The organism is Pseudomonas sp. LjRoot71, assembly GCF_964253255.1.
Lineage (GTDB): Bacteria > Pseudomonadota > Gammaproteobacteria > Pseudomonadales > Pseudomonadaceae > Aquipseudomonas.
Map to the genome: position 1 here is coordinate 3,531,735 of NZ_CAXURA020000001.1, position 19,991 is coordinate 3,551,725.

19 protein-coding genes are annotated in these 19,991 nt (G+C 60.6%); 14 read left to right on the plus strand and 5 right to left on the minus strand.

Translation table 11 applies throughout. The annotated features are described in order from the left end of the window. Positions 1–4 precede the first annotated feature (4 nt). From ACSQ17_RS16555 to rpoS, 9 genes are all read left to right on the plus strand, one after another. Positions 5–1,117, plus strand: coding sequence for an S-(hydroxymethyl)glutathione dehydrogenase/class III alcohol dehydrogenase (locus ACSQ17_RS16555; protein ID WP_436069714.1), 1,113 nt, complete (start codon positions 5–7; stop codon positions 1,115–1,117). 102 nt (positions 1,118–1,219) lie between these two features. Then, on the plus strand, positions 1,220–2,065 hold the full coding sequence (gene fghA, locus ACSQ17_RS16560) for an S-formylglutathione hydrolase (protein ID WP_436069715.1): 846 nt from the start codon (positions 1,220–1,222) through the stop codon (positions 2,063–2,065). A gap of 89 nt (positions 2,066–2,154) precedes the next feature. Further along, positions 2,155–2,628, plus strand: coding sequence for a 2-C-methyl-D-erythritol 2,4-cyclodiphosphate synthase (ispF, locus tag ACSQ17_RS16565; protein ID WP_436069716.1), 474 nt, complete (start codon positions 2,155–2,157; stop codon positions 2,626–2,628). Beyond that, positions 2,625–3,683 (plus strand): tRNA pseudouridine(13) synthase TruD, encoded by a 1,059-nt coding sequence (gene truD / locus ACSQ17_RS16570; protein WP_436069717.1) that lies wholly within the window; start codon positions 2,625–2,627, stop codon positions 3,681–3,683. Before ispF ends, truD begins: the two co-directional genes overlap by 4 nt. After that, positions 3,671–4,420 (plus strand): 5'/3'-nucleotidase SurE, encoded by a 750-nt coding sequence (gene surE, locus ACSQ17_RS16575; protein WP_090383334.1) that lies wholly within the window; start codon positions 3,671–3,673, stop codon positions 4,418–4,420. Before truD ends, surE begins: the two co-directional genes overlap by 13 nt. A gap of 41 nt (positions 4,421–4,461) precedes the next feature. Next, complete coding sequence (locus tag ACSQ17_RS16580) at positions 4,462–5,097, plus strand: protein-L-isoaspartate(D-aspartate) O-methyltransferase (RefSeq protein WP_436070507.1); 636 nt, start codon at positions 4,462–4,464, stop codon at positions 5,095–5,097. A 23-nt stretch (positions 5,098–5,120) separates the two neighbouring features. Beyond that, on the plus strand, positions 5,121–6,059 hold the full coding sequence (locus tag ACSQ17_RS16585) for a DUF368 domain-containing protein (RefSeq protein ID WP_436069718.1): 939 nt from the start codon (positions 5,121–5,123) through the stop codon (positions 6,057–6,059). A 44-nt stretch (positions 6,060–6,103) separates the two neighbouring features. Beyond that, entirely contained in the window at positions 6,104–6,967 is an 864-nt protein-coding gene (locus tag ACSQ17_RS16590) for a peptidoglycan DD-metalloendopeptidase family protein (RefSeq protein ID WP_436070508.1), read from the plus strand. Between the two features lie 105 nt (positions 6,968–7,072). Further along, positions 7,073–8,083 carry an RNA polymerase sigma factor RpoS gene (gene rpoS, locus ACSQ17_RS16595; protein ID WP_311088807.1) on the plus strand — a complete coding sequence of 337 codons (1,011 nt, stop codon included), beginning with the start codon at positions 7,073–7,075 and terminating at the stop codon, positions 8,081–8,083. Positions 8,084–8,592: 509 nt separating this feature from the next. On the opposite strand, the gene fdxA is transcribed toward rpoS, so the two are convergent. Continuing rightward, positions 8,593–8,916, minus strand: coding sequence for a ferredoxin FdxA (gene fdxA, locus ACSQ17_RS16600; protein WP_090248347.1), 324 nt, complete (start codon positions 8,914–8,916; stop codon positions 8,593–8,595). A gap of 138 nt (positions 8,917–9,054) precedes the next feature. Further along, on the minus strand, positions 9,055–11,628 hold the full coding sequence (mutS, locus tag ACSQ17_RS16605; RefSeq protein ID WP_436069719.1) for a DNA mismatch repair protein MutS: 2,574 nt from the start codon (positions 11,626–11,628) through the stop codon (positions 9,055–9,057). Positions 11,629–11,705: 77 nt separating this feature from the next. Between mutS and ACSQ17_RS16610 the strand changes: the two genes are divergently transcribed. The 3 genes from ACSQ17_RS16610 (at position 11,706) to recX (ending at position 13,834) form a co-directional block, all read left to right on the plus strand. Beyond that, positions 11,706–12,218, plus strand: coding sequence for a CinA family protein (locus tag ACSQ17_RS16610; protein ID WP_436069720.1), 513 nt, complete (start codon positions 11,706–11,708; stop codon positions 12,216–12,218). A 90-nt stretch (positions 12,219–12,308) separates the two neighbouring features. Beyond that, positions 12,309–13,358, plus strand: coding sequence for a recombinase RecA (recA, locus tag ACSQ17_RS16615; RefSeq protein WP_257777979.1), 1,050 nt, complete (start codon positions 12,309–12,311; stop codon positions 13,356–13,358). 11 nt (positions 13,359–13,369) lie between these two features. Beyond that, positions 13,370–13,834: a recombination regulator RecX gene (gene recX, locus ACSQ17_RS16620; protein ID WP_436069721.1), complete on the plus strand. Its 465-nt coding sequence runs from the start codon at positions 13,370–13,372 to the stop codon at positions 13,832–13,834. Positions 13,835–14,015: 181 nt separating this feature from the next. Here the strand turns inward: recX and ACSQ17_RS16625 are convergent, their stop codons facing one another. Both ACSQ17_RS16625 and ACSQ17_RS16630 read right to left on the minus strand, forming a co-directional pair. After that, the gene (locus ACSQ17_RS16625) at positions 14,016–15,095 is read right to left on the minus strand and encodes an LOG family protein (RefSeq protein WP_436069722.1); all 1,080 of its coding nucleotides are present in this window, start codon (positions 15,093–15,095) and stop codon (positions 14,016–14,018) included. 132 nt (positions 15,096–15,227) lie between these two features. Beyond that, positions 15,228–16,631 (minus strand): MBL fold metallo-hydrolase RNA specificity domain-containing protein, encoded by a 1,404-nt coding sequence (locus ACSQ17_RS16630; protein ID WP_436069723.1) that lies wholly within the window; start codon positions 16,629–16,631, stop codon positions 15,228–15,230. Between the two features lie 129 nt (positions 16,632–16,760). Between ACSQ17_RS16630 and ACSQ17_RS16635 the strand changes: the two genes are divergently transcribed. Both ACSQ17_RS16635 and ACSQ17_RS16640 read left to right on the plus strand, forming a co-directional pair. Beyond that, a complete protein-coding gene (locus tag ACSQ17_RS16635; protein ID WP_436069724.1) occupies positions 16,761–19,163 on the plus strand; it encodes a xylulose 5-phosphate 3-epimerase in 2,403 nt (800 codons plus the stop codon). A gap of 35 nt (positions 19,164–19,198) precedes the next feature. After that, complete coding sequence (locus ACSQ17_RS16640; protein ID WP_436069725.1) at positions 19,199–19,399, plus strand: hypothetical protein; 201 nt, start codon at positions 19,199–19,201, stop codon at positions 19,397–19,399. 5 nt (positions 19,400–19,404) lie between these two features. On the opposite strand, the gene ACSQ17_RS16645 is transcribed toward ACSQ17_RS16640, so the two are convergent. After that, complete coding sequence (locus ACSQ17_RS16645) at positions 19,405–19,803, minus strand: quorum-sensing-regulated virulence factor family protein (RefSeq protein WP_436069726.1); 399 nt, start codon at positions 19,801–19,803, stop codon at positions 19,405–19,407. Positions 19,804–19,991: the final 188 nt, after the last annotated feature.

Here is a 19,991-nt window from a genome sequence, read left to right on the forward strand (position 1 = left end):
GATCATGATCAAGTCCCGTGCTGCCGTAGCCTTTGCCCCCAATCAGCCGCTGCAAATTATCGAAGTCGACGTGGCGCCGCCCAAGGCCGGCGAAGTGCTGGTGCGTATTGTCGCCACCGGGGTGTGCCACACCGATGCCTACACCTTGTCGGGTGAGGATTCCGAAGGGGTATTCCCGGCGATTCTCGGCCACGAAGGCGGCGGCATTGTCGAAGCGATCGGCGAGGGCGTGACCTCGGTGAGCGTCGGCGACCACGTGATCCCGCTCTACACCGCCGAATGCCGCGAGTGCAAATTCTGCAAGTCCGGCAAGACCAACCTGTGCAGCTCGGTGCGTGCCACTCAAGGCAAGGGTCTGATGCCGGATGGCACCAGCCGTTTCAGCTACAACGGCGAGCCGATCTACCACTACATGGGCTGTTCGACCTTCTCCGAATACACCGTGCTGCCGGAAGTCTCCCTGGCGGTGATCCCCAAGGACGCGCCGCTGGAGAAGGTCTGCCTGCTCGGCTGCGGCGTAACCACGGGCATCGGCGCCGTGCTCAACACCGCCAAGGTGGAAGAGGGCGCTACCGTAGCGATCTTCGGCCTGGGTGGTATCGGCTTGGCGGCAATCATCGGCGCGAAGATGGCCAAGGCCAGCCGCATCATCGCCATCGACATCAATCCGGCCAAGTTCGACGTTGCTCGCGAGCTGGGCGCGACCGATTTCGTCAACCCGAAGGATTTCGCCAAGCCGATCCAGGAGGTCATCGTTGAAATGACCGATGGCGGCGTGGACTACAGCTTCGAGTGTGTCGGCAATGTGCAGCTGATGCGTGCCGCGCTGGAGTGCGCACACAAGGGCTGGGGGGAGTCGGTGATTATCGGTGTGGCCGGTGCCGGTCAGGAAATCAGCACCCGTCCGTTCCAGTTGGTGACTGGCCGCGTCTGGCGCGGTTCGGCGTTCGGCGGGGTCAAGGGTCGTACCGAGCTGCCGAGCTATGTGGAAAAGGCGCAGAAGGGTGAAATCCCGTTGGATACCTTTATTACCCACAACATGCCGCTGGATGACATCAATAAGGCCTTTGACTTGATGCATGAAGGCAAGAGCATCCGCACCGTCATTCACTTCTGATGAACGAACCGTACGGCCGCCTGGCCGTGCGGGTTTCTCGTAGGGTGCGCCGCGCGCACCGCAGATTACTGGTGCGCTAGGCGCACCCTACGGAGTGGGGTTATGACTCTGGAAAATATTTCCTGCCAGAAGAGTGCCGGCGGCTGGCACAAGCGTTATCGCCACCGTTCGGCGGTGCTGGGCTGCGACATGGTGTTTGCGGTGTACCTGCCTCCGCAGGCGGAGCAGGGCGGCATATTGCCGGTGCTGTACTGGCTGAGCGGGCTGACCTGCACCGATGAGAACTTTATGCAGAAGGCCGGCGCACACAAGCTGGCGGCCGAGCTGGGGTTGATCATCGTCGCGCCAGATACCAGCCCGCGTGGTCCTGAGGTGCCGGATGATCCCGACAAGGCCTGGGATTTCGGCTTGGGTGCGGGCTTTTATCTGAACGCCACCCAGGAGCCCTGGGCGCGGCATTACCGCATGTACGACTATGTGGTGCAGGAGCTGCCGGCGCTGATCGAGGCAAACTTCCCGGTATCCGACAAGCGCGGTATCAGTGGCCACTCCATGGGCGGGCACGGTGCGCTGGTTTGTGCGCTGCGTAATCCGGGGCGCTATCAGTCGCTGTCGGCCTTTGCGCCGATCAGCAACCCGATCAATTGCCCCTGGGGTGAGAAGGCGTTCTCGCGTTACCTGGGTGAGGAGCGCTCGCGCTGGCGCGAATGGGACGCCTGCGCCTTGCTTGGCGAAGCCACGGAAAAGCTGCCGATTCTGGTCGATCAGGGTGATCGTGATGACTTCCTGGAAAACCAGCTCAAGCCGGATGCGCTCAAGGCGGCGGCGCAGGCCGCAGGACATCCGCTGACCTTGCGGCTGCAACCGGGCTATGACCACAGCTACTACTTTATCGCCAGCTTTATCGATGACCACCTGCGTCATCACGCCAAGGTGTTATTGAGCTGAACCGGTACTGATCGAAAGCCAGCCAGCCGGGTTGATCCTCTGGCTTTCAGTTAGAATCACGCCCTGACTTTTTCAGGGCGTTGTTTCTTATGCGTATTGGCCACGGCTACGATGTGCACCGCTTCGGTGAGGGCGACTTCATCACCTTGGGCGGCGTGCAGATTTCCCATAAATTCGGCCTGCTGGCCCATTCCGATGGTGACGTGCTACTGCATGCCCTGAGCGATGCCCTGCTCGGCGCGGCGGCGCTGGGCGATATCGGCAAACACTTCCCCGACACTGATCCGACCTTTAAGGGCGCTGACAGTCGCGAGCTGCTGCGCCATGTGCTCGGTCTGATTCACGCCAAGGGCTGGCAGGTCGGCAATGTCGACGCCACCATCGTCGCCCAGGCACCAAAGATGGCGCCGCATATCGAGACCATGCGCGCGCGGATTGCCGAAGATCTGCAGGTGAGTCTGGATCAGGTCAACGTCAAAGCCACGACTACCGAGAAGCTCGGCTTTACCGGCCGCGAAGAAGGCATTGCCGTGCATGCCGTAGCGCTGTTGGTCGCCCGATGAACGAACTCGAATTGCTGGGCCCGCGCGCCTATGGCGAACCCTGCGGCACGGCGGTGCTCAAGGCTGTGGCGGAGGATTTTCAGGTCGATGAAGTGCTGGATATTGCCTTGGCCGGTGAGGGCGAACACCTCTGGCTGTGGGTGGAAAAGCGCGAGCTGAACACCGAGGAAGCGGCCAAGCGTATTGCACGCGCGGCCGGCGTGCCGTTGAAGTTGATCAGCTACGCCGGCCTCAAGGATCGTCAGGCGCTGACCCGTCAGTGGTTCAGCCTGCACCTGCCGGGTAAAGTCGACCCAGACCTGAGTGCCGCCGAAGATGCCAGCCTGCGCATCCTCAAGCAGGTGCGCCATAGCCGTAAGCTGCAGCGCGGCGCCCATGCGGCCAACGGCTTTACCCTGCGCCTGACCCAACTGACGGCGGACCGTCAGGCACTGGACAAGCGCCTGACGCAAATTGCCGCTCAGGGCATTCCCAACTATTACGGCTTGCAGCGTTTTGGTCATGAGGGCGGCAATGTTGCCCATGCCCGGCATTTTGCCGCGAACAAGAGCCTGCCGGAGAAACGCAATGTGCGTTCGCGGGTGCTTTCGGCGGCGCGCAGTTACCTGTTCAACCAGGTGCTGGCCGAGCGGGTTGCCGCCGGCACCTGGAATCAGGCGTTGTTGGGGGATCTTCTGGCCTTTACCGACAGCCGCAGTTTCTTTGCGGCCGGCGAGGCGGAGTGCAGCGATCCGCGCCTGGCGATTCTCGATCTGCACCCAACGGGCCCGCTTTGGGGCGCAGGCGTCTCCGCTGCTGCGGGTGTCGCGCAAGGGCTGGAGCAGGATCTGGCCGCACGCGAAAGCGTCTTGGTCGACTGGTTGGCAGAAGCGGACATGACGCACGAACGGCGTATCCTGCGCCTCCCCATTGGCGGCCTGTCGTGGCATTATCCCGAGCCTGACATTCTGCAACTGGAATTCGTCCTGCCGGCTGGATGCTTCGCCACCGTACTGGTGCGCGAGCTCGTCGATCTTTTGCCGGCAGGGCAGACGGACAACCCATGCGTATTCTGATTTCCAATGATGACGGCGTTGCTGCGCCAGGCCTGGCTGCGCTGCATGCGGCGCTGGCTGACTATGCCGAGTGCACGGTGATTGCGCCTGATCAGGACAAGAGCGGCGCGAGTAGCTCGCTGACCCTCGATCGTCCGCTGCACCCGACCACGCTGCCCAACGGCTATATCAGCCTGAACGGTACGCCGACCGACTGCGTGCACCTGGGCCTTAACGGCCTGCTGCCGCAGGTCGCGGATCTGGTGGTGTCCGGTATCAACCTGGGCGCCAACCTGGGTGACGACGTGCTGTATTCCGGCACCGTGGCGGCGGCTTTGGAAGGGCGTTTTCTGGCGCGTCCGGCGTTTGCCTTCTCCCTGCTTTCACGCCTGCCGGATAACCTGCCGACTGCCGCCTATTTCGCCCGCAAGCTGGTTGAGGCGCATGAGCAGCTCGATCTGCCGCCGCGCACCGTACTCAATGTGAATATCCCCAACCTGCCGCTGGAGCATATTCGTGGCATCCAGCTGACTCGTCTGGGCCATCGCGCCCGCGCGGCGGCGCCGGTCAAGGTGGTCAATCCGCGGGGCAAGGAAGGCTATTGGATTTCGGTGGCTGGCGATGCGGAGGATGGTGGCCCCGGTACGGATTTCCATGCGGTGATGCAGGGCTATGTTTCGGTCACGCCGCTGCAGCTGGACCGTACCTTTGCTGATGGCTTCAACAGCCTGCAGCCCTGGTTGGAGGGGCTGCTGTGATCCGTCGGGAACAAGACGAGCTGCAGCATCGCGGTATCGGCATGACCTCGCAGCGCACGCGCGAGCGGCTGATTCAGCGGCTTTACGAGGAAGGGTTGTCCAATGCCCATGTGCTGGAAACCATTCGCCGCACGCCGCGTCACCTGTTTGTCGATGAGGCCTTGGCCCATCGTGCCTATGAAGACACCGCGTTGCCAATCGGCAACAACCAGACCATCTCGCAGCCTTATATGGTTGCGCGCATGAGCGAGCTGCTGCTGGCGGCCGGGCCGCTGGACAAGGTGCTGGAGATCGGCACCGGTTCCGGCTATCAGACCGCGATTCTCGCGCAGTTGGTCGAGCGGGTATTCAGCGTTGAACGTATTCAGAGTCTGCAGGACAAGGCCAAGGAGCGTCTGGCTCAGCTCAACCTGCGCAATGTGGTGTTCCGCTGGGGTGATGGTTGGGAGGGCTGGAATGCCCTGGGGCCGTATAACGGCATCATCGTCACGGCTGCGGCGGCCAATGTGCCGCAGGCCTTGCTGGAGCAACTGGCTCCGGGCGGACGCCTGGTGATTCCAGTCGGTGCGGGGGATGTGCAGGAGTTGTTGCTGATTGTCCGAGAGGACGACGGCTTCTCCCGGCATGTGCTCGATGCGGTGCGGTTTGTACCGCTGCTAAATGGGCCGCTGGCCTGAGCCACTTGTTTACGGATGAACCCATGAAAAAATACTTCCTGCTTTACGCCAAAGGTATTGCCATGGGCGCTGCTGACGTCGTGCCGGGGGTGTCGGGTGGCACTATCGCGTTTGTCAGCGGTATCTATGACGAACTGCTGCGTTCGATTGCCAGTGTGCCAATCGCGTTGGGCCTGCTGTTGCGCGGGCGTATTGTCGAGGCCTGGAAGGCCGCCAATGCAACCTTTCTGCTGGTGCTGCTGCTGGGCATCATGACCAGTGTGTTGAGCCTGGCGCGCTTGATCACCTATTTATTGGCCGAACAACCGATTCCGGTCTGGTCGTTCTTTTTTGGCCTGATTCTGGTGTCCACCCACCTGGTGGTCAGGGAAATTCAGCGCTGGAACTGGACGCGTGTGATCAGTCTGCTGCTGGGCGTGGCGTTCGCCTACTGGATTACCGTTGCCGCTCCGTTGCAGTGGGGGCATGACCCGTTGAGTCTGTTCCTTGCGGGTGCCATCGCCATCTGCGCGATGATTCTGCCAGGTATTTCCGGCAGCTTTTTGCTGGTATTGATGGGCCTTTACAGCTTTGTGTTGGGAGCGGTGAAGAGCCTGGACATCACCGTGTTGTTGATCTTCGCCAGCGGTTGCCTGGTGGGGATTGTCAGTTTTGCCGGTTTCCTGCGTTGGTTGCTGGCTCGCTGGCGTGACCTGACCCTGGCATTTCTGACTGGGCTGATGGTCGGCTCGCTGAACAAGATCTGGCCCTGGAAGGAAACCCTGAGCTGGCGTACTGACAGCCAAGGTGCTCAGGTGCCTGTATTGCAAAACAACCTCTGGCCTGAGCGTTTCGCCGAGGTCAGCGGGCAGGATCCACAGGTGCTGTTAGCCATTGTGTTGGCCGTTGCCGGTATTGTCCTGGTGTTGGGCCTGGAATGGTTGGCAAGTCGTAGCCTGCAAAGCGCTGGTGATAACCCATAATTGCGGCACAATGCATGCCAGCAAGATGTAGTCAGTTTCGGGAGATGCAGGTGAGTTTTACAGCCATTCAATTGCCGAATCGCGCCAGCGGTGCCCGTAGCCTGTTGAGTGGCCTTGTCCTCAGTGCGTTGCTCAGTGCCTGCGCGAGCCCGCCACCGGGTGGGGTGAAAGTGGTTGATCGCAGCCATGGTGGTGCCAGCCAGGCACCGCAGCGTCAGCCGGTCAGCAGTGGGCAATACCAGGTGCAGCGTGGCGATACCCTGTATTCCATCGCGTTTCGCTTTGGCTGGGACTGGAAGGCGCTGGCTGCCCGTAACGGTATTGCGCCGCCTTATCTGATACGGGTTGGCCAGGTCATTCGTTTTGACGGCCAGCCGGCCAGCCGACCGCCAGTTGTTGCGACTGCACCTGTGGTGGTTGCGCAGCCGTCCAGCCGTCCAAGCACACCGGTGCAGAGCCGCCCCGTACAAACCACGCCGCCAGCGCCGGTCAAGACAACCCCAAGTGTGACGGCGCTGCCGCCGACGCAGCGTTCTGCTTCCGGGTGGTTATGGCCCTCCAATGGCCCGGTTATCGGGCGATTTTCCTCAAACGGCAGTTTGAATAAAGGCATTGATATCGCCGGAGAATTGGGCCAGCCTGTTTTAGCTGCGTCTGATGGTTCAGTGGTCTACGCCGGGAGTGGTTTACGGGGCTACGGCGAATTGGTAATCATCAAACATAGCGATACCTACGTAAGCGCTTACGGTCATAACCGCAGGCTGTTGGTGCAGGAGGGGCAACAGGTCAAAGCCGGGCAGAAAATTGCCGAGATGGGTTCCACAGGAACCGACCGGGTGAAGCTGCATTTTGAAGTGCGCCGCCAAGGTAAACCTGTAGATCCGCTGCAATACCTGCCACGACGTTGATCTAGCGCTAGCCTGTCTCCACCACGTGGGAGGGACAGGCTTTGGTGTAACCAGGGACTTGGTCACGCTAGGGCTTGCTGTCGAACTCAGCAAGGAATAACAAAAATGGCTCTCAATAAAAAAGAAGCGCCGGAGTTTGACGTCGATGATGAAGTGCTCCTGATGGAGCCCGCTATTGTCCTTGACGATGATTCAGACGAAGAAGCGCAACCGCCACTTTCCCGCAGCAAAGCAAAAGCATCCGCGACCAGCAGCAAGCAACACAAATACATCGATTACACCCGCGCACTCGACGCCACTCAGCTGTACCTCAACGAAATCGGCTTTTCCCCCCTCCTGACCCCTGAAGAAGAAGTGTTCTTCGCGCGCTTGGCGCAGAAGGGTGATCCCGCTGGCCGCAAGCGCATGATCGAAAGCAACCTGCGTCTGGTGGTGAAGATCGCCCGTCGCTACGTCAATCGAGGCCTGTCCCTGCTGGACCTGATCGAAGAGGGCAACCTTGGTCTGATTCGCGCGGTTGAGAAGTTCGACCCTGAGCGTGGTTTCCGTTTCTCGACCTACGCCACTTGGTGGATCCGCCAGACCATCGAACGGGCGATCATGAATCAGACCCGAACTATTCGTTTACCTATTCATGTGGTCAAAGAGCTCAACGTTTACCTGCGTGCTGCACGCGAATTGACTCAGAAGCTCGACCACGAGCCCTCGGCAGAAGAAATTGCCAACCTGCTGGAAAAACCGGTAGGTGAAGTCAAACGTATGCTCGGCCTGAACGAGCGGGTTTCCTCGGTGGATGTCTCGTTGGGGCAGGACTCTGACAAGACCCTGCTTGATACCCTGACTGACGACCGTCCAACCGATCCTTGCGAGTTGCTGCAGGACGATGACCTGTCGCAGAGCATCGATCAGTGGCTGTCCGAGTTGACCGATAAGCAGCGCGAGGTGGTGATTCGCCGCTTCGGTCTGCGTGGCCATGAAAGTTGCACGTTGGAGGAGGTTGGCCAGGAAATCGGCCTGACCCGTGAACGCGTGCGGCAGATTCAGGTAGAGGCTCTCAAGCGGCTGCGGGAGATCCTGGAGAAGAACGGGCTGTCGAGCGACTCACTGTTCCAGTGAGTGTCAGGCGGTAACCTGAGAACCCGGCTTATGCCGGGTTTTTTATGGTTCGCAGTTTGTTGGTGTAGAAGAGGAGTTTTTGTGAGTGCTCTTGTAAGCCATTACTTACAAGAGGCGTAAGCTTTCGGTGCTTTGGTAGGGTAGGAAAGCATCCTTTTATTTTATAAGTATTTGTTTTTATTGATTTATTTTTATGTTCGCAAAGTCGGAGATATCGCCGCATGGGTATTTTCGCTGCTTGTTCAGGGCGCCGAAGTCGCTAGTATTACACCTGTGCTCAGGGATAAGCACAGGTTGTCAGGATGACAATCAGGACATCGCAGGGTGCGATTCATCAGGACGGTGAGCTGGGAAATACAGGGACTATGGACAAAAGAGTGGGCGACGCGAGTCGCCCCTTTTTTTGTCTGCGTTTTATGCCCTGTGCCTGCTCCTGGCATTTTCTGGCAGCAGAAAAATAAAAACCCGCGTAAGGCGGGTTTTTAGTGTGCAGCGCGCAAACGTAGCGACTAGCGCTCCAGGTACTGCAGTTTGTCTTTCACGCCATCCCACTCTTCAGCGTCCGGCAGGGACTCTTTCTTCTCGGTGATGTTTGGCCAGACTTCGGCCAGATCAGCGTTCAGCTCAATGTACTCCTGCTGGTCTTCCGGCACCTCATCTTCGGAGAAGATGGCTTGTGCAGGGCACTCAGGCTCGCAGAGTGCGCAGTCGATGCACTCGTCCGGGTGAATCACCAGGAAGTTCGGGCCTTCGTAGAAGCAGTCCACCGGGCAGACTTCTACGCAGTCGGTGTATTTGCATTTGACGCAGTTGTCGGTAACGACGAAGGTCATCTCTGATTCTCTCCTCGGGCGCCAGCCTGCCCGTTCTATGCGGGTTTCAGCAGGCTAGGGGGTAATGGCCACGGCTCAGGCTTGAAGTCGGGCTGTCGTAAAAATGCGCGCGATTCTAACAGTTTGCGCGCAATAACGTTAGAAGCGTGTTTTCCATGTATATAACAGCTCCAGCGCTTTGCGCGGAGTCAGATCATCAGGATTGATCTTCTGCAATTCCTCCAGCAGCGGGTGCGGCAGGCTGGCGAACATGTCGCTTTGCAGTGGCGCAGCGCCCTGGCCAGGCTGCGCCGGCGGTAATTCGTGGGGCAGACTGGTGGTTTCCAGGCGCGCCAAGTGCTCGCGTGCACGCAGGATAACTTCGCTCGGTACACCCGCCAGTTGTGCCACGGCCAGGCCATAGCTCTGGCTGGCCGGACCGGGCAGAACGTGGTGAAGGAACACGATGCGTTCATTATGCTCGGTAGCATTCAAATGTACGTTGGCCACGATGGGCTGGCTTTCCGGCAGCACCGTCAGCTCGAAATAGTGGGTGGCGAACAGGGTGTAGGCACGCAACTTGGCCAGCTGCTCAGCAGCAGCCCAGGCCAACGACAGGCCGTCGAAGGTACTGGTGCCGCGGCCCACTTCATCCATCAGTACCAGGCTACGTTCGCTGGCGTTGTGCAGGATGTTGGCGGTTTCGCTCATCTCCACCATAAAGGTCGAGCGGCCCCCGGCCAGGTCATCACTTGAGCCGATACGGGTAAAGATGCGATCAACCAGTGACAGCTCGCAGCTTTTCGCCGGCACGAAGCTGCCGATATGCGCGAGCAGCACAATCAGTGCGGTCTGGCGCATGTAAGTGGATTTACCACCCATGTTCGGCCCGGTGATGATCAGCATGCGCGTGTCATCGTCGAGGCTCAGGTCGTTGGCCACAAACGGCGTGGTCAACACCTGCTCGACCACAGGGTGACGGCCCTGATCGATACGCATGCAGGGCTCATCAACAAAGCGCGGGCGATTGAGGTCCAGGTTCAGCGCACGTTCTGCCAGGTTGCTCAACACGTCTAGCTCGGCCAGGGCTGCGGCGCTGTCCTGCAGCGGGCCGAGGTGACTGATCAGGCGTTCGAGCAGCTCATCGTAGAGCATCTTTTCGCGGGCCAGGGCACGGCTCTTGGCTGACAGCGCCTTGTCTTCGAACTCCTTGAGTTCCGGCGTGATAAAGCGTTCTGCGCCTTTGAGGGTCTGGCGGCGGATATAGTCGGCCGGCGCGGATTCGGCCTGCTTGCTCGGCAGCTCGATAAAGTAGCCGTGCACGCGGTTGTAGCCGACCTTGAGGTTGGCCAGACCGGTGCGGGCTTTCTCGCGGGTTTCCAGATCCATCAGGTATTGGCCGGCGTTTTCGCTAAGTGATTGCAGCTCGTCCAGCTCGGCGTCATAACCAGTTTTCAGCACGCCGCCATCGCGGATTACCGCCGGCGGATTATCGATAATCGCCCGGGCCAGCAACTCGGCCAGTTCCGGGTAGGTGCTGACTACCGCCGCCAGCTCGCTCAGGTGCGGCGCTTCCAGATTGGCCATAGCCATCTGCAGCGTTGGCAGGGCGGCGAGGGCATCACGCAGGCGCGCCAGGTCACGCGGGCGCGCATTGCGCAGGCCGATACGCGCGAGGATACGTTCCAGGTCGCCGATTTCCTTGAGTTGCGGCTGCAGCGTCTCGAAGCGATAACGCTCCAGCAAGCAGGCAATCGACTCCTGACGCGCTTCGAGAATATTGCGGTCGCGCAGCGGGCGGTTCAGCCAGCGGCTGAGCAGACGGCTGCCCATAGCGGTCTGGCAGCGATCGACCACCGATTGCAGGGTGTTATCGCGTCCGCCTGCAAGGTTGATATCCAGTTCCAGGTTACGCCGGCTTGCCCCGTCGAGAATCACTGTGTCGTCGAGACGCTCGTGACGCAGGCTGCGCAGGTGCGGCAGGGCAGTGCGCTGGGTTTCCTTGGCGTAGGCCAGCAGGCAGCCGGCAGCGCCGATGGCCAGGGTCAGAGTCTCGCAGCCAAAACCCTTGAGGTCCTGGGTACCGAATTGCTGGCACAGGCTCTTATGTGCGGTATCGCGCTCGAAGTCCCAGGGCGCACGGCGACGTGAACCGCGACGTTTCTCGGCGGGCAGGTCTTGTGGCCAGTCATCGGGGATCAGCAGCTCAACCGGATTGAGGCGTTCAAGCTCGGCCAGCAGATTTTCCCAGCCTTTGATCTCCAACACGCTGAAGCGCCCGCTGGTGATATCCAGTACGGCCAGGCCGAACAAGCGCTCATCGCCCAGCACGGCAGCCAAAAGGTTGTCGCGGCGCTCATCGAGCAGGGCTTCGTCGCTGATGGTGCCGGGGGTGATGATGCGCACCACCTGGCGTTCCACCGGGCCCTTGCTGGTGGCCGGGTCGCCGATCTGTTCGCAGATCACCACCGATTCGCCGAGCTTGACCAGCTTGGCCAGGTAGCCTTCCAGGGAATGGAATGGGATACCGCACATGGGAATGGCCTGGCCGGCGGACTGGCCGCGGGCCGTCAGGGTGATATCCAGCAGCTTGGCGGCCTTTTTCGCGTCCTCGTAGAAGATCTCGTAGAAGTCGCCCATGCGGTAGAACATCAGTTGTTCTGGATGCTGATTTTTCAGTTTCCAGTACTGCTGCATCATCGGCGTGTGAGAACTGAGGTCGCTTTGGCTCATCGTTTTAGCTGTCCGGCTGAATCGCAAAAGCGCCTAGTGTAGGGTATCCAGCTTGTCGGTTTCACCCCGGAGTGCAGATGACTGCGAATGAACAAGGCCTGACCCAACTGGCCGCTGAGTTGGGCGCACAACTGATTGCCGCAAAGTCTCAAGTGACCACCGCCGAATCCTGTACCGGCGGTGGCATTGCAGAAGCGATTACCCGCATTCCCGGCAGCTCGGCCTGGTTTGAAGCCGGGTATGTCACCTATTCCAATGCGCAGAAAACCAAGCAGCTTAATGTGCCGACGGCATTTTTCAGTACGGTTGGAGCTGTCAGTCAGGAAGTAGTCGAGGCCATGGTACGTGGTGCCCAGGCCCATAGCGGGGCGCGTTATGCGGTGGCGGTCAGCGGTGTGGCAGGACCCGATGGTGGCTCATTGGAGAAACCGGTAGGCACGGTCTGGCTGGCTTGGGGCGATGGTAAGCAGCTATTTAGCGTGCGTCGGCAGTTTGCCGGGGACCGCAGTGACGTTCGCCGACAAACGGTTGAGGCCGCACTGGCGGGGCTGTTGCGCCTACTTGCGCAAGAAAATCCAAACGCGGGGTAGGCGGGCGACTTGCCCTGTGGAATAATACTGTCTACTTATACAGTTGTTGGTGGCCGCTAGCTGGCCCTTCTTGATTACGTGAGGACTCAAATGGACGAGAATAAGAAGCGCGCCTTGGCGGCAGCCCTGGGCCAGATTGAAAAGCAATTCGGCAAGGGCGCGGTGATGCGCATGGGCGATCATGAACGCCAGGCGATTCCGGCCATTTCCACTGGTTCTCTGGGGCTGGACATTGCCCTGGGCATCGGCGGTTTGCCGAAAGGCCGCATCGTCGAAATCTACGGTCCTGAGTCCTCCGGTAAAACCACCCTGACCCTGTCGGTGATCGCTGAAGCACAAAAGCTCGGCGCCACTTGCGCCTTCGTCGATGCCGAACATGCGCTTGACCCGGATTACGCCGGCAAGCTCGGCGTTAACGTTGACGACCTGCTGGTGTCGCAGCCGGATACCGGTGAGCAGGCTCTGGAAATCACCGACATGCTGGTGCGCTCCAACGCCATTGACGTGATCATTGTCGACTCCGTGGCGGCCCTGGTGCCGAAAGCGGAAATTGAAGGCGAGATGGGCGATATGCACGTGGGCTTGCAGGCTCGCCTGATGAGCCAGGCGCTGCGCAAGATCACCGGCAATATCAAGAACGCCAACTGTCTGGTGATCTTCATCAACCAGATTCGCATGAAGATCGGCGTGATGTTCGGCAGCCCGGAAACCACCACTGGTGGTAACGCGCTGAAATTCTACGCCTCGGTACGTCTGGACATCCGCCGTACCGGCGCAGTGAAGGAAGGCGACGAAGTGGTTGGCAGTGAAACCCGCGTTAAGGTGGTGAAGAACAAGGTTGCGCCGCCGTTCCGTCAGGCCGAGTTCCAGATCCTTTACGGCAAGGGCATCTACCGCAACGGCGAGATCATCGACCTGGGTGTGCAGCTTGGCTTGCTGGAAAAATCCGGCGCCTGGTACAGCTACCAGGGCAACAAGATCGGTCAGGGCAAGGCCAACTCGGCCAAGTACCTAGAAGACAACCCGGAAGTGGCACGTACCATTGAAGGTTTGATCCGCGAGAAGCTGCTGGTCAGCAATGTGCCGGGCAAAGCCAACGCGGCTGTTGACGAACTGGCTGACGCCGAACTCGACGCTTGACCCACGCGCCCATGTCCATAGCTCTAGATAACCCCGTCGCGGTGCGACGGGCGGCCATGGATCTGCTGGCCCGGCGTGAACATGGCCGGGTCGAGTTGACCCGCAAATTGCGCAGTCGCGGGGCGACAAATGAGTTGATCGAAGCCGCTCTCGATCGACTGGCTGAAGAAGGCTTGCTGTCTGAGGCCCGTTATCTGGAGGCCTTTGTCAGTTATCGCGCGCGTGCCGGCTATGGGCCGTTACGCATTCGTGAAGAGCTGACCCAGCGCGGTCTGGCCCGTAGCGATGTTGAGCAGGCCCTGCGCGACAGTGCTATCGACTGGCGTGAGCAGCTGCAGGAAACCTGGCAGCGCAAGTTTGCCGGGGCACTGCCTTGTGATGCTCGCGAGCGGGCTCAGCAAGCACGTTTTCTCAGTTATCGGGGGTATCCGCCAGAGCTGATTGGGCGTTTGCTACGCGGCGCGCTGGACGATTAGGTCGCAGCGGATTGTTGCTTGGCTCTGCGCTATTTTCTCTTTTCCCCATTCACTGCTCCACACGCATTTCAGTACAGGAAGCACGTGCGTTCTGTACTGAAATGTGTGTGTTCGTTTTTGTCTTGTTAGCCTACTGGCCCGCGATTACCGATAGCCCGAAGGCGGCTATCGGTGGCGGCGCTCAGGCGTTTTTCGCCCAGTTGTGCGGCTGATTGGTGAAGTCCAGCAGTTCGCGTAAGCGGCCATGGCTACGGCCGTTAAAGGCAAAGGCCAGGCGCGTCATGTGGCACAGTTCGGGTTCATCAAGCTCTGAGTCGCAATGCCCTTGCTGCTGGTAGTCGCCATGGATACACAGGTCACGGAACTCCAGGTTGAGCTGCTGCATGGCCTGTTCACTTAGCGCATGGTTGAGGCGGATCACGTAACGCTCGTTAAGCCAGCGGCTGGAGTGGTAGTTGCGGTAGAACTGGGCAATTTCCTCGGCGGCTTCTTCGGCGCTGTGCACCAGGCGCATCAGGCGCATGTCACTGGGCAGGATATAGCCGTTGTCTTGCAGTTGCTCCTGGAGAAAGGTCAGGGCGCTGGTCCAGAAGCTGCCGCCCGGTTGATCAAGCAGTACCACGGGCACCATCGGGCTTTTTCCGGTCTGGATCAGGGTTAGCACTTCCAGCGCTTCATCCAGCGTGCCGAAACCACCCGGGCAGAGCACCAGGCCGTCGGCTTCTTTGACGAAGAACAGCTTGCGCAGAAAGAAGAAGTGGAAGGACAGCAGGTTGTTGCTGCCTTGCATGGTTGCATTGGCGTTCTGCTCGAAGGGCAGGGTGATGTTGAAACCTAGGCTGTTTTCCAGGCCGGCACCTGCATGGGCAGCGGCCATGATGCCGCCGCCGGCACCGGTGATGACCATCAGGTTGTGCCGAGCCAGGGTGGCGCCGAGCTCGTGGGCCAGTTGGTACACCGGATGCTCGGCCGGGGTGCGGGCCGAGCCGAATACGGTGACTTTACGCCGCCGCTTGAATTGTTCCAGCATGCTGAAGGCATGCTCCATTTCACGCAGGGTTTGCAGCATGATCTTGGCGTCCCAGCGGTTGCGATCCGCTTGCGCCATGCGGATCACGGTGCTGAGCATTTCCTGGTAGAGCTTGAGGTTGGGGCTGTCTGGTGGGGTGGCCAGCTTGCTCAGCTCTTCCACTTTGCTGTTCAGGTCGACGCCATTGATCTGAAAGTGCCGGGACAGGTAATCGTCCGTTTCGTAGGGCATACAACTTCTCCTTCTGGGTGCGGGCCGGACAGCTTGTGGCTGCGGCGGCCGTGTCCTGAGTATGGCCGGCGGCGCCAGGTTTGTACTGTGCGGGCTGCTGGAGCCTAACCCGCCGCCGGGCTCAGGCCTGCATCAGAGGGCAATTTGTTCGCCAGGTTCAGGGATATTGGCGATCCAGTTCAGGCGTTCGCGCAAGGCCTGTTGCAGGGCCTGCATCTTCTCCAGTTCGCCATGCACCAGGTACAGCTCGGGGTGATGCTCGAAGTGGCTGACCCAGTCGAGCAACTGGGATTGTCCCGCGTGTGCGGAAAAGCCGCCCAGGGTGTGGATCTTGGCTTTCACGGCAATGCGCTGATGGAGGAGTTTCACGTGCTCGGCACCGTCAACCAGGGCTCGGCCAAGGGTGCCTTTAGCCTGGAAACCGGGGAAGATCAGGTGGCAGTCGTCACGCCAGAGGTTGTGCTTGAAGTGATGGACGATGCGTCCGCCGGTGCACATGCCACTGCCGGCGATGATGATTGCGCCACTTTTTATCCGGTTGATCGCCATCGACTCCTCGGCTGTCGCGGTGCAGCGCAGGATCGGCAGCCAGTCTTCGATGTGTGTGCTGCCGCGGGCTTGCAAGGCGGCGCGGTCTTCGGCGGCAAACTGGTCCTGATAGCGCGAGTAGATGGCGTTGGCACGGATGGCCATGGGGCTGTCGAGAAACACGGCCTGCTGCGGTAGCCGGCCTTCGTGGTAGAAACGTCCAAGGTAGTAGATCAGGTCCTGGGTGCGACCGACGGCGAAGGAAGGAATCAGCACGTTGCCACCGTCGCGATGGGCCTGTTGCAGGATGTCCGCCAACTCGTCCAGGGTGTCTTCGCTGCAGCGGTGGTCACGGTCGCCATAGGTGGACTCGAGCAGCACCACATCGGCCTGGCTCAGGGTGCTGGGGTCACGCATCAGGGGTGAGCAGGTGTTGCCCAGGTCGCCGGAAAACACCAGGCGGCGGGTCAGGTGATGGTCCTGCACTTCGAGTTCGACAATCGCCGAGCCGAGAATATGCCCGGCATCGTGAAAGGTAGCGTGGACGCCCTTGGCCACTTCGCGGCTTTCGCCATAGATCATCGGCCGGCGTTGGCTCAGCGCCTGCTCGGCATCGCGGGTGGTGTACAGCGGGCTGATTGGGGGCTTGCCCATGCGCGCGCGCCATTTGTTTTCCCACTCGGCATCTTTTTCCTGCAGGAAAGCCGAATCGAGCAGCATCAACTCCATCAGTTCGCAACTGGCGTCAGTGGCGAAGATTGGCCCGCGGTAGCCGGCTGCGGTGAGTTTGGGCAGCAGGCCTGTGTGGTCGATGTGCGCATGGGAGATCACCACGGCATCCAGGCTCTGCGGATCAAAGGCGAACGGCGCATGGTTGCCGTCTTCCTCCTCGCGGCGGCCTTGGCGCATGCCGCAATCAAGCAGCACTCTGGCACCGTCGCGGCTTTCGATCAGGTAGCAGGAGCCGGTGACTTGTTGAATTGCACCGAGGAAATTGAGCAGGGCCATGGTAAGTCCTTGATCGGATGAAGGGGCACTTGCAAGGCTGGCCTAGGGGGTGGGCGAGTGTCTTGATGCAGGTCAGCATCCCCATGCGTTTCGGGTTCTAGACTCGTTGCATCTTTATGGAGCAAGCCCATGACTCAGTTATTTCCCAGTGCCAGCGAGTTGGCTGAACACGCCCGGGTGCGCCCGGATTTTGCGGCCTGGCAGCGCGGTTATGGCCCGTTACAGCATAGTCCGCAGACCTGTGCGGCGGTGTACCGCTTGGCCCATCAATTGGTACAGGCGGGCCAGCAAGCCGACCTGGCGACGGTCTATCGACACTTTTATGCACTGGACAGGCTGACCGCTTTCGGCCTGTGGCTAGTGGTGCACATGACCTATGCCCGGCGCGTGCGTCTCGACGGTGTGGCGCTGGCCGCCGAGGATTTCAAAGTCACGCCTGAAGGTCATACCGGTGGCGCGTTGAACATGGTGCCGGCTTATGCCGGTTATCTGGCGCTGAACAACCTGACCGGTGAAACCCGTGGCTGGCTGATGGGGCAGGGCCACTGCGTGGCGGCCATCGAGGCGCTTAACCTGCTGACTGCCAATCAGCAGCCGGAACAGGCCGACCGTTATACCTGTGACGAAGCCGGGATGAGCCAACTGGTGGCGGATTTCTACAGCTATGCACAGAACGCCGCTGGGCAGGTCAGTGCGCCGCTGGGCAGCCACGTCAACCCGCACACGGCGGGCGGTATTGCCGAAGGTGGTTACCTGGGCTTTGCCGAGTTGCAATATGCCCACCTGCCACTCCCGGGTGAGACGCTGGTGGCGTTTCTCTCCGATGGCGCTGCCGAAGAGCAGCGCGGCAGTGACTGGATGCCGCGTTGGTGGCGGGCCGAGGACTGTGGCCTGGCCTTGCCGGTGATGATTGCCAACGGCCGGCGTATCGAACAGCGCACGGAGCTGGCGACGCCGGTGGGGCTCGACAATTTTCGCGAGCATCTGCGCCAGTGCGGGTTTGATCCTTTGAGTTTCGATGGCCGCGATCCGGCCGCGTTTGTCTGTGCCTTGTGGGACATGGAACAACGCCTGGGCCGGCGGGTGCAGGAGCTGCACGATGGCGTACTGAACTACCCACTGCCGTTGCCATACGGTATCGCTGAGACCGTCAAAGGCTTCGGTTTCTACGGGGCCGGCAGCAATGCGGCGCATAACCTGCCCTTGCCGGCCAGCCCACACAGCGATGCTGAGGCTCGCGCCCTGTTCAATCAGCATGCGGCGCAGTTGTGGGTCGCCCCGGATGAGTTGCGTGCGGCCTGTACGCTGTTTGCCGACCGTGGTGACCGTCCTCTTGAGCGCGATAACCCCTTGGCGCAGCGCCATCCGGTGTTGCCGCAATTGCCCGCGTTGCAGTATCAGGATCGCGCCTGCTCACCGATGCTGGCGCTGGATCGGTTTTTTGTCGATCTGGTGCAGGCCAATCCACAGCTGCGTCCGCGCGTCGGCAACCCGGATGAACTGGCCAGCAATCGCCTGGGCGGCGTACTCAATGCACTCAAACATCGCGTCAGCGCGCCGGAAAGTGCCTTGGAGGCTGTGGATGGCGCAATTATCACGGCCCTCAATGAAGAGGCGGTGGTGTCTGCCTGCCTGGCCAATCAGGGCGGCTTGAACCTGGTGGCCAGTTACGAAGCCTTCTGCGTAAAGATGCTGGGCGCTGTGCGTCAGCGCATCATCTTTGCCCGCCAGCAAAAGGAAGTGGGACGACCGGCCGGCTGGTTGGGCTGGCCGCTGGTGGCCACCTCGCACACTTGGGAAAACGGCAAGAACCAGCAGTCGCATCAAGACACTACGTTCTGCGAGGCCCTGCTTGGCGAGATGGGCGACATGCTGCGGGTAATGCTGCCGGCCGATCACAACTCGGCGCTGGCGCTGTTGCCGGGCATTTACCAGGCGCGCGGCCAACTGGCCTGTATGGTGATTGCCAAGCGTGAGCAGCCTTGCGTATTCAGCCCCGCACAGGCCGAGCAACTGGCCCGCGACGGTGCCCTGGTGCTGGCCGAACACGCGGGCGAGCAGCCGTTGCTGCTGATTGCCAGTGGCAGCTATCAACTGACGGCCATGCAGCGGGCAGCCGTTCGTCTGAGTGCGGCCGGTTGTGCCTGGCGTCTGATTTACTTGCAGGAACCCGGTCGTTTTCGTGCGCCGCGCGATGCCTGGGAGGCCGCCTCGGTTGCCGAGGCGGCACTGGTGGAACAGTTGTTCCCCAGCGCCTGTACGCGGCGTGTATTGCTTACCCATATGCGCCCGGAAGTGGCGCGGGGGCATCTCTGGCCCATCCTCGGGGAGGCATGCAACAGTCGTGTGCTGGGTTACCGTAACCGGGGAGGTACGCTGGACGAAGCCGGCATGTTGTTCGCCAATCAGGCGAGCTGGGCGCATGTGTTGCAGGCTGCCGCCGGGTTGCTGGATAAACCCGTTACGGAGCTGCTGAGTATTGAGGAACTGGCGGCCGTGCAGGGGCGAGGAGATCCGCGCTGCCTGCGTTAGCCACCGGCTGTGCGCGCTGGAAGGGAGGGGCAGGTATGCCTAGGTTGATTCTGGAACTTGATGTGGCACTGTACCGTCTGCTGCAGCAGGCGGCTCACAGTAACCAGCTGAGTCTGGAGGAGGAGTGCTTGCGCCGGCTGGAAGGAGCAACAAGGCGCTCGCAGTACATGCATGCCTTGCTGGCTGATCTGCGCGCCGATGATGCACAGCGTCGCGCAGATCAGGAGGGCGGCTGAGGGGCTTACAGGCCGCAGTCAGCCTTGCTGAAGCGTTCGGTGGTGACCGGGCGATTGCTCTTGTACTCGCTGAACTCGTAGCGCAGTGCTGCGCCACGGGCCAGCAGCTGACGATAGCCAGGGTTGCGACAGACGCTATTGGCCAGTTGCACCCTTACCGCGTCCGGGTTGCCACGCATCTGGGCGGCATGCCCGCTGCGCACACTGAGGTGGTTGACCAGCTCGCTGCCATCCACGGTGTAGCCCTGATCGAGGATGTCTTCGTTGATGGCCCGGGGTGTGCCGACGCTGCTTTCGCGGGCAACCTTTTCCAGCATCTTGTTCAGTTCGAAGTCTTTCAGCGTGGCAGCATGGGCCAACAGGGGCAGGCTCAGCGCCAGGGTCAGGCTGATGAAACGCAGCATGGGGTTCTCCAAAGTCGATTCGCTCCTCTGACCGGCAAGCCCTGGCAGAGGTTCAGTGGCGCTATCTTACTCGCCTGCCGCTACTTGCGGCAGCTGCTCTGGGGACGCACGGTTGAATAAGCGGGTGCGGGCTTTGCTAGACTGCCGCGCCTGCCGATCCCTGGATGACCCATGCCGTACGTTCTTTA

Coding starts and splice junctions, on each gene's coding strand:
- ACSQ17_RS16630 (WP_436069723.1), bottom strand. CDS start 16,631: ATGGCCCTGCTCAATTTCCTCGGTGCAATTCAACAAGTCACCGGCTCC.
- fghA (WP_436069715.1), top strand. CDS start 1,220: ATGACTCTGGAAAATATTTCCTGCCAGAAGAGTGCCGGCGGCTGGCAC.
- recA (WP_257777979.1), top strand. CDS start 12,309: ATGGACGAGAATAAGAAGCGCGCCTTGGCGGCAGCCCTGGGCCAGATT.
- fdxA (WP_090248347.1), bottom strand. CDS start 8,916: ATGACCTTCGTCGTTACCGACAACTGCGTCAAATGCAAATACACCGAC.
- surE (WP_090383334.1), top strand. CDS start 3,671: ATGCGTATTCTGATTTCCAATGATGACGGCGTTGCTGCGCCAGGCCTG.
- rpoS (WP_311088807.1), top strand. CDS start 7,073: ATGGCTCTCAATAAAAAAGAAGCGCCGGAGTTTGACGTCGATGATGAA.
- ACSQ17_RS16610 (WP_436069720.1), top strand. CDS start 11,706: ATGACTGCGAATGAACAAGGCCTGACCCAACTGGCCGCTGAGTTGGGC.
- mutS (WP_436069719.1), bottom strand. CDS start 11,628: ATGAGCCAAAGCGACCTCAGTTCTCACACGCCGATGATGCAGCAGTAC.
- ACSQ17_RS16555 (WP_436069714.1), top strand. CDS start 5: ATGATCAAGTCCCGTGCTGCCGTAGCCTTTGCCCCCAATCAGCCGCTG.
- recX (WP_436069721.1), top strand. CDS start 13,370: ATGTCCATAGCTCTAGATAACCCCGTCGCGGTGCGACGGGCGGCCATG.
- ACSQ17_RS16635 (WP_436069724.1), top strand. CDS start 16,761: ATGACTCAGTTATTTCCCAGTGCCAGCGAGTTGGCTGAACACGCCCGG.
- ACSQ17_RS16640 (WP_436069725.1), top strand. CDS start 19,199: ATGCCTAGGTTGATTCTGGAACTTGATGTGGCACTGTACCGTCTGCTG.
- ACSQ17_RS16625 (WP_436069722.1), bottom strand. CDS start 15,095: ATGCCCTACGAAACGGACGATTACCTGTCCCGGCACTTTCAGATCAAT.
- truD (WP_436069717.1), top strand. CDS start 2,625: ATGAACGAACTCGAATTGCTGGGCCCGCGCGCCTATGGCGAACCCTGC.
- ACSQ17_RS16590 (WP_436070508.1), top strand. CDS start 6,104: ATGCAGGTGAGTTTTACAGCCATTCAATTGCCGAATCGCGCCAGCGGT.
- ACSQ17_RS16580 (WP_436070507.1), top strand. CDS start 4,462: ATGACCTCGCAGCGCACGCGCGAGCGGCTGATTCAGCGGCTTTACGAG.
- ACSQ17_RS16585 (WP_436069718.1), top strand. CDS start 5,121: ATGAAAAAATACTTCCTGCTTTACGCCAAAGGTATTGCCATGGGCGCT.
- ACSQ17_RS16645 (WP_436069726.1), bottom strand. CDS start 19,803: ATGCTGCGTTTCATCAGCCTGACCCTGGCGCTGAGCCTGCCCCTGTTG.
- ispF (WP_436069716.1), top strand. CDS start 2,155: ATGCGTATTGGCCACGGCTACGATGTGCACCGCTTCGGTGAGGGCGAC.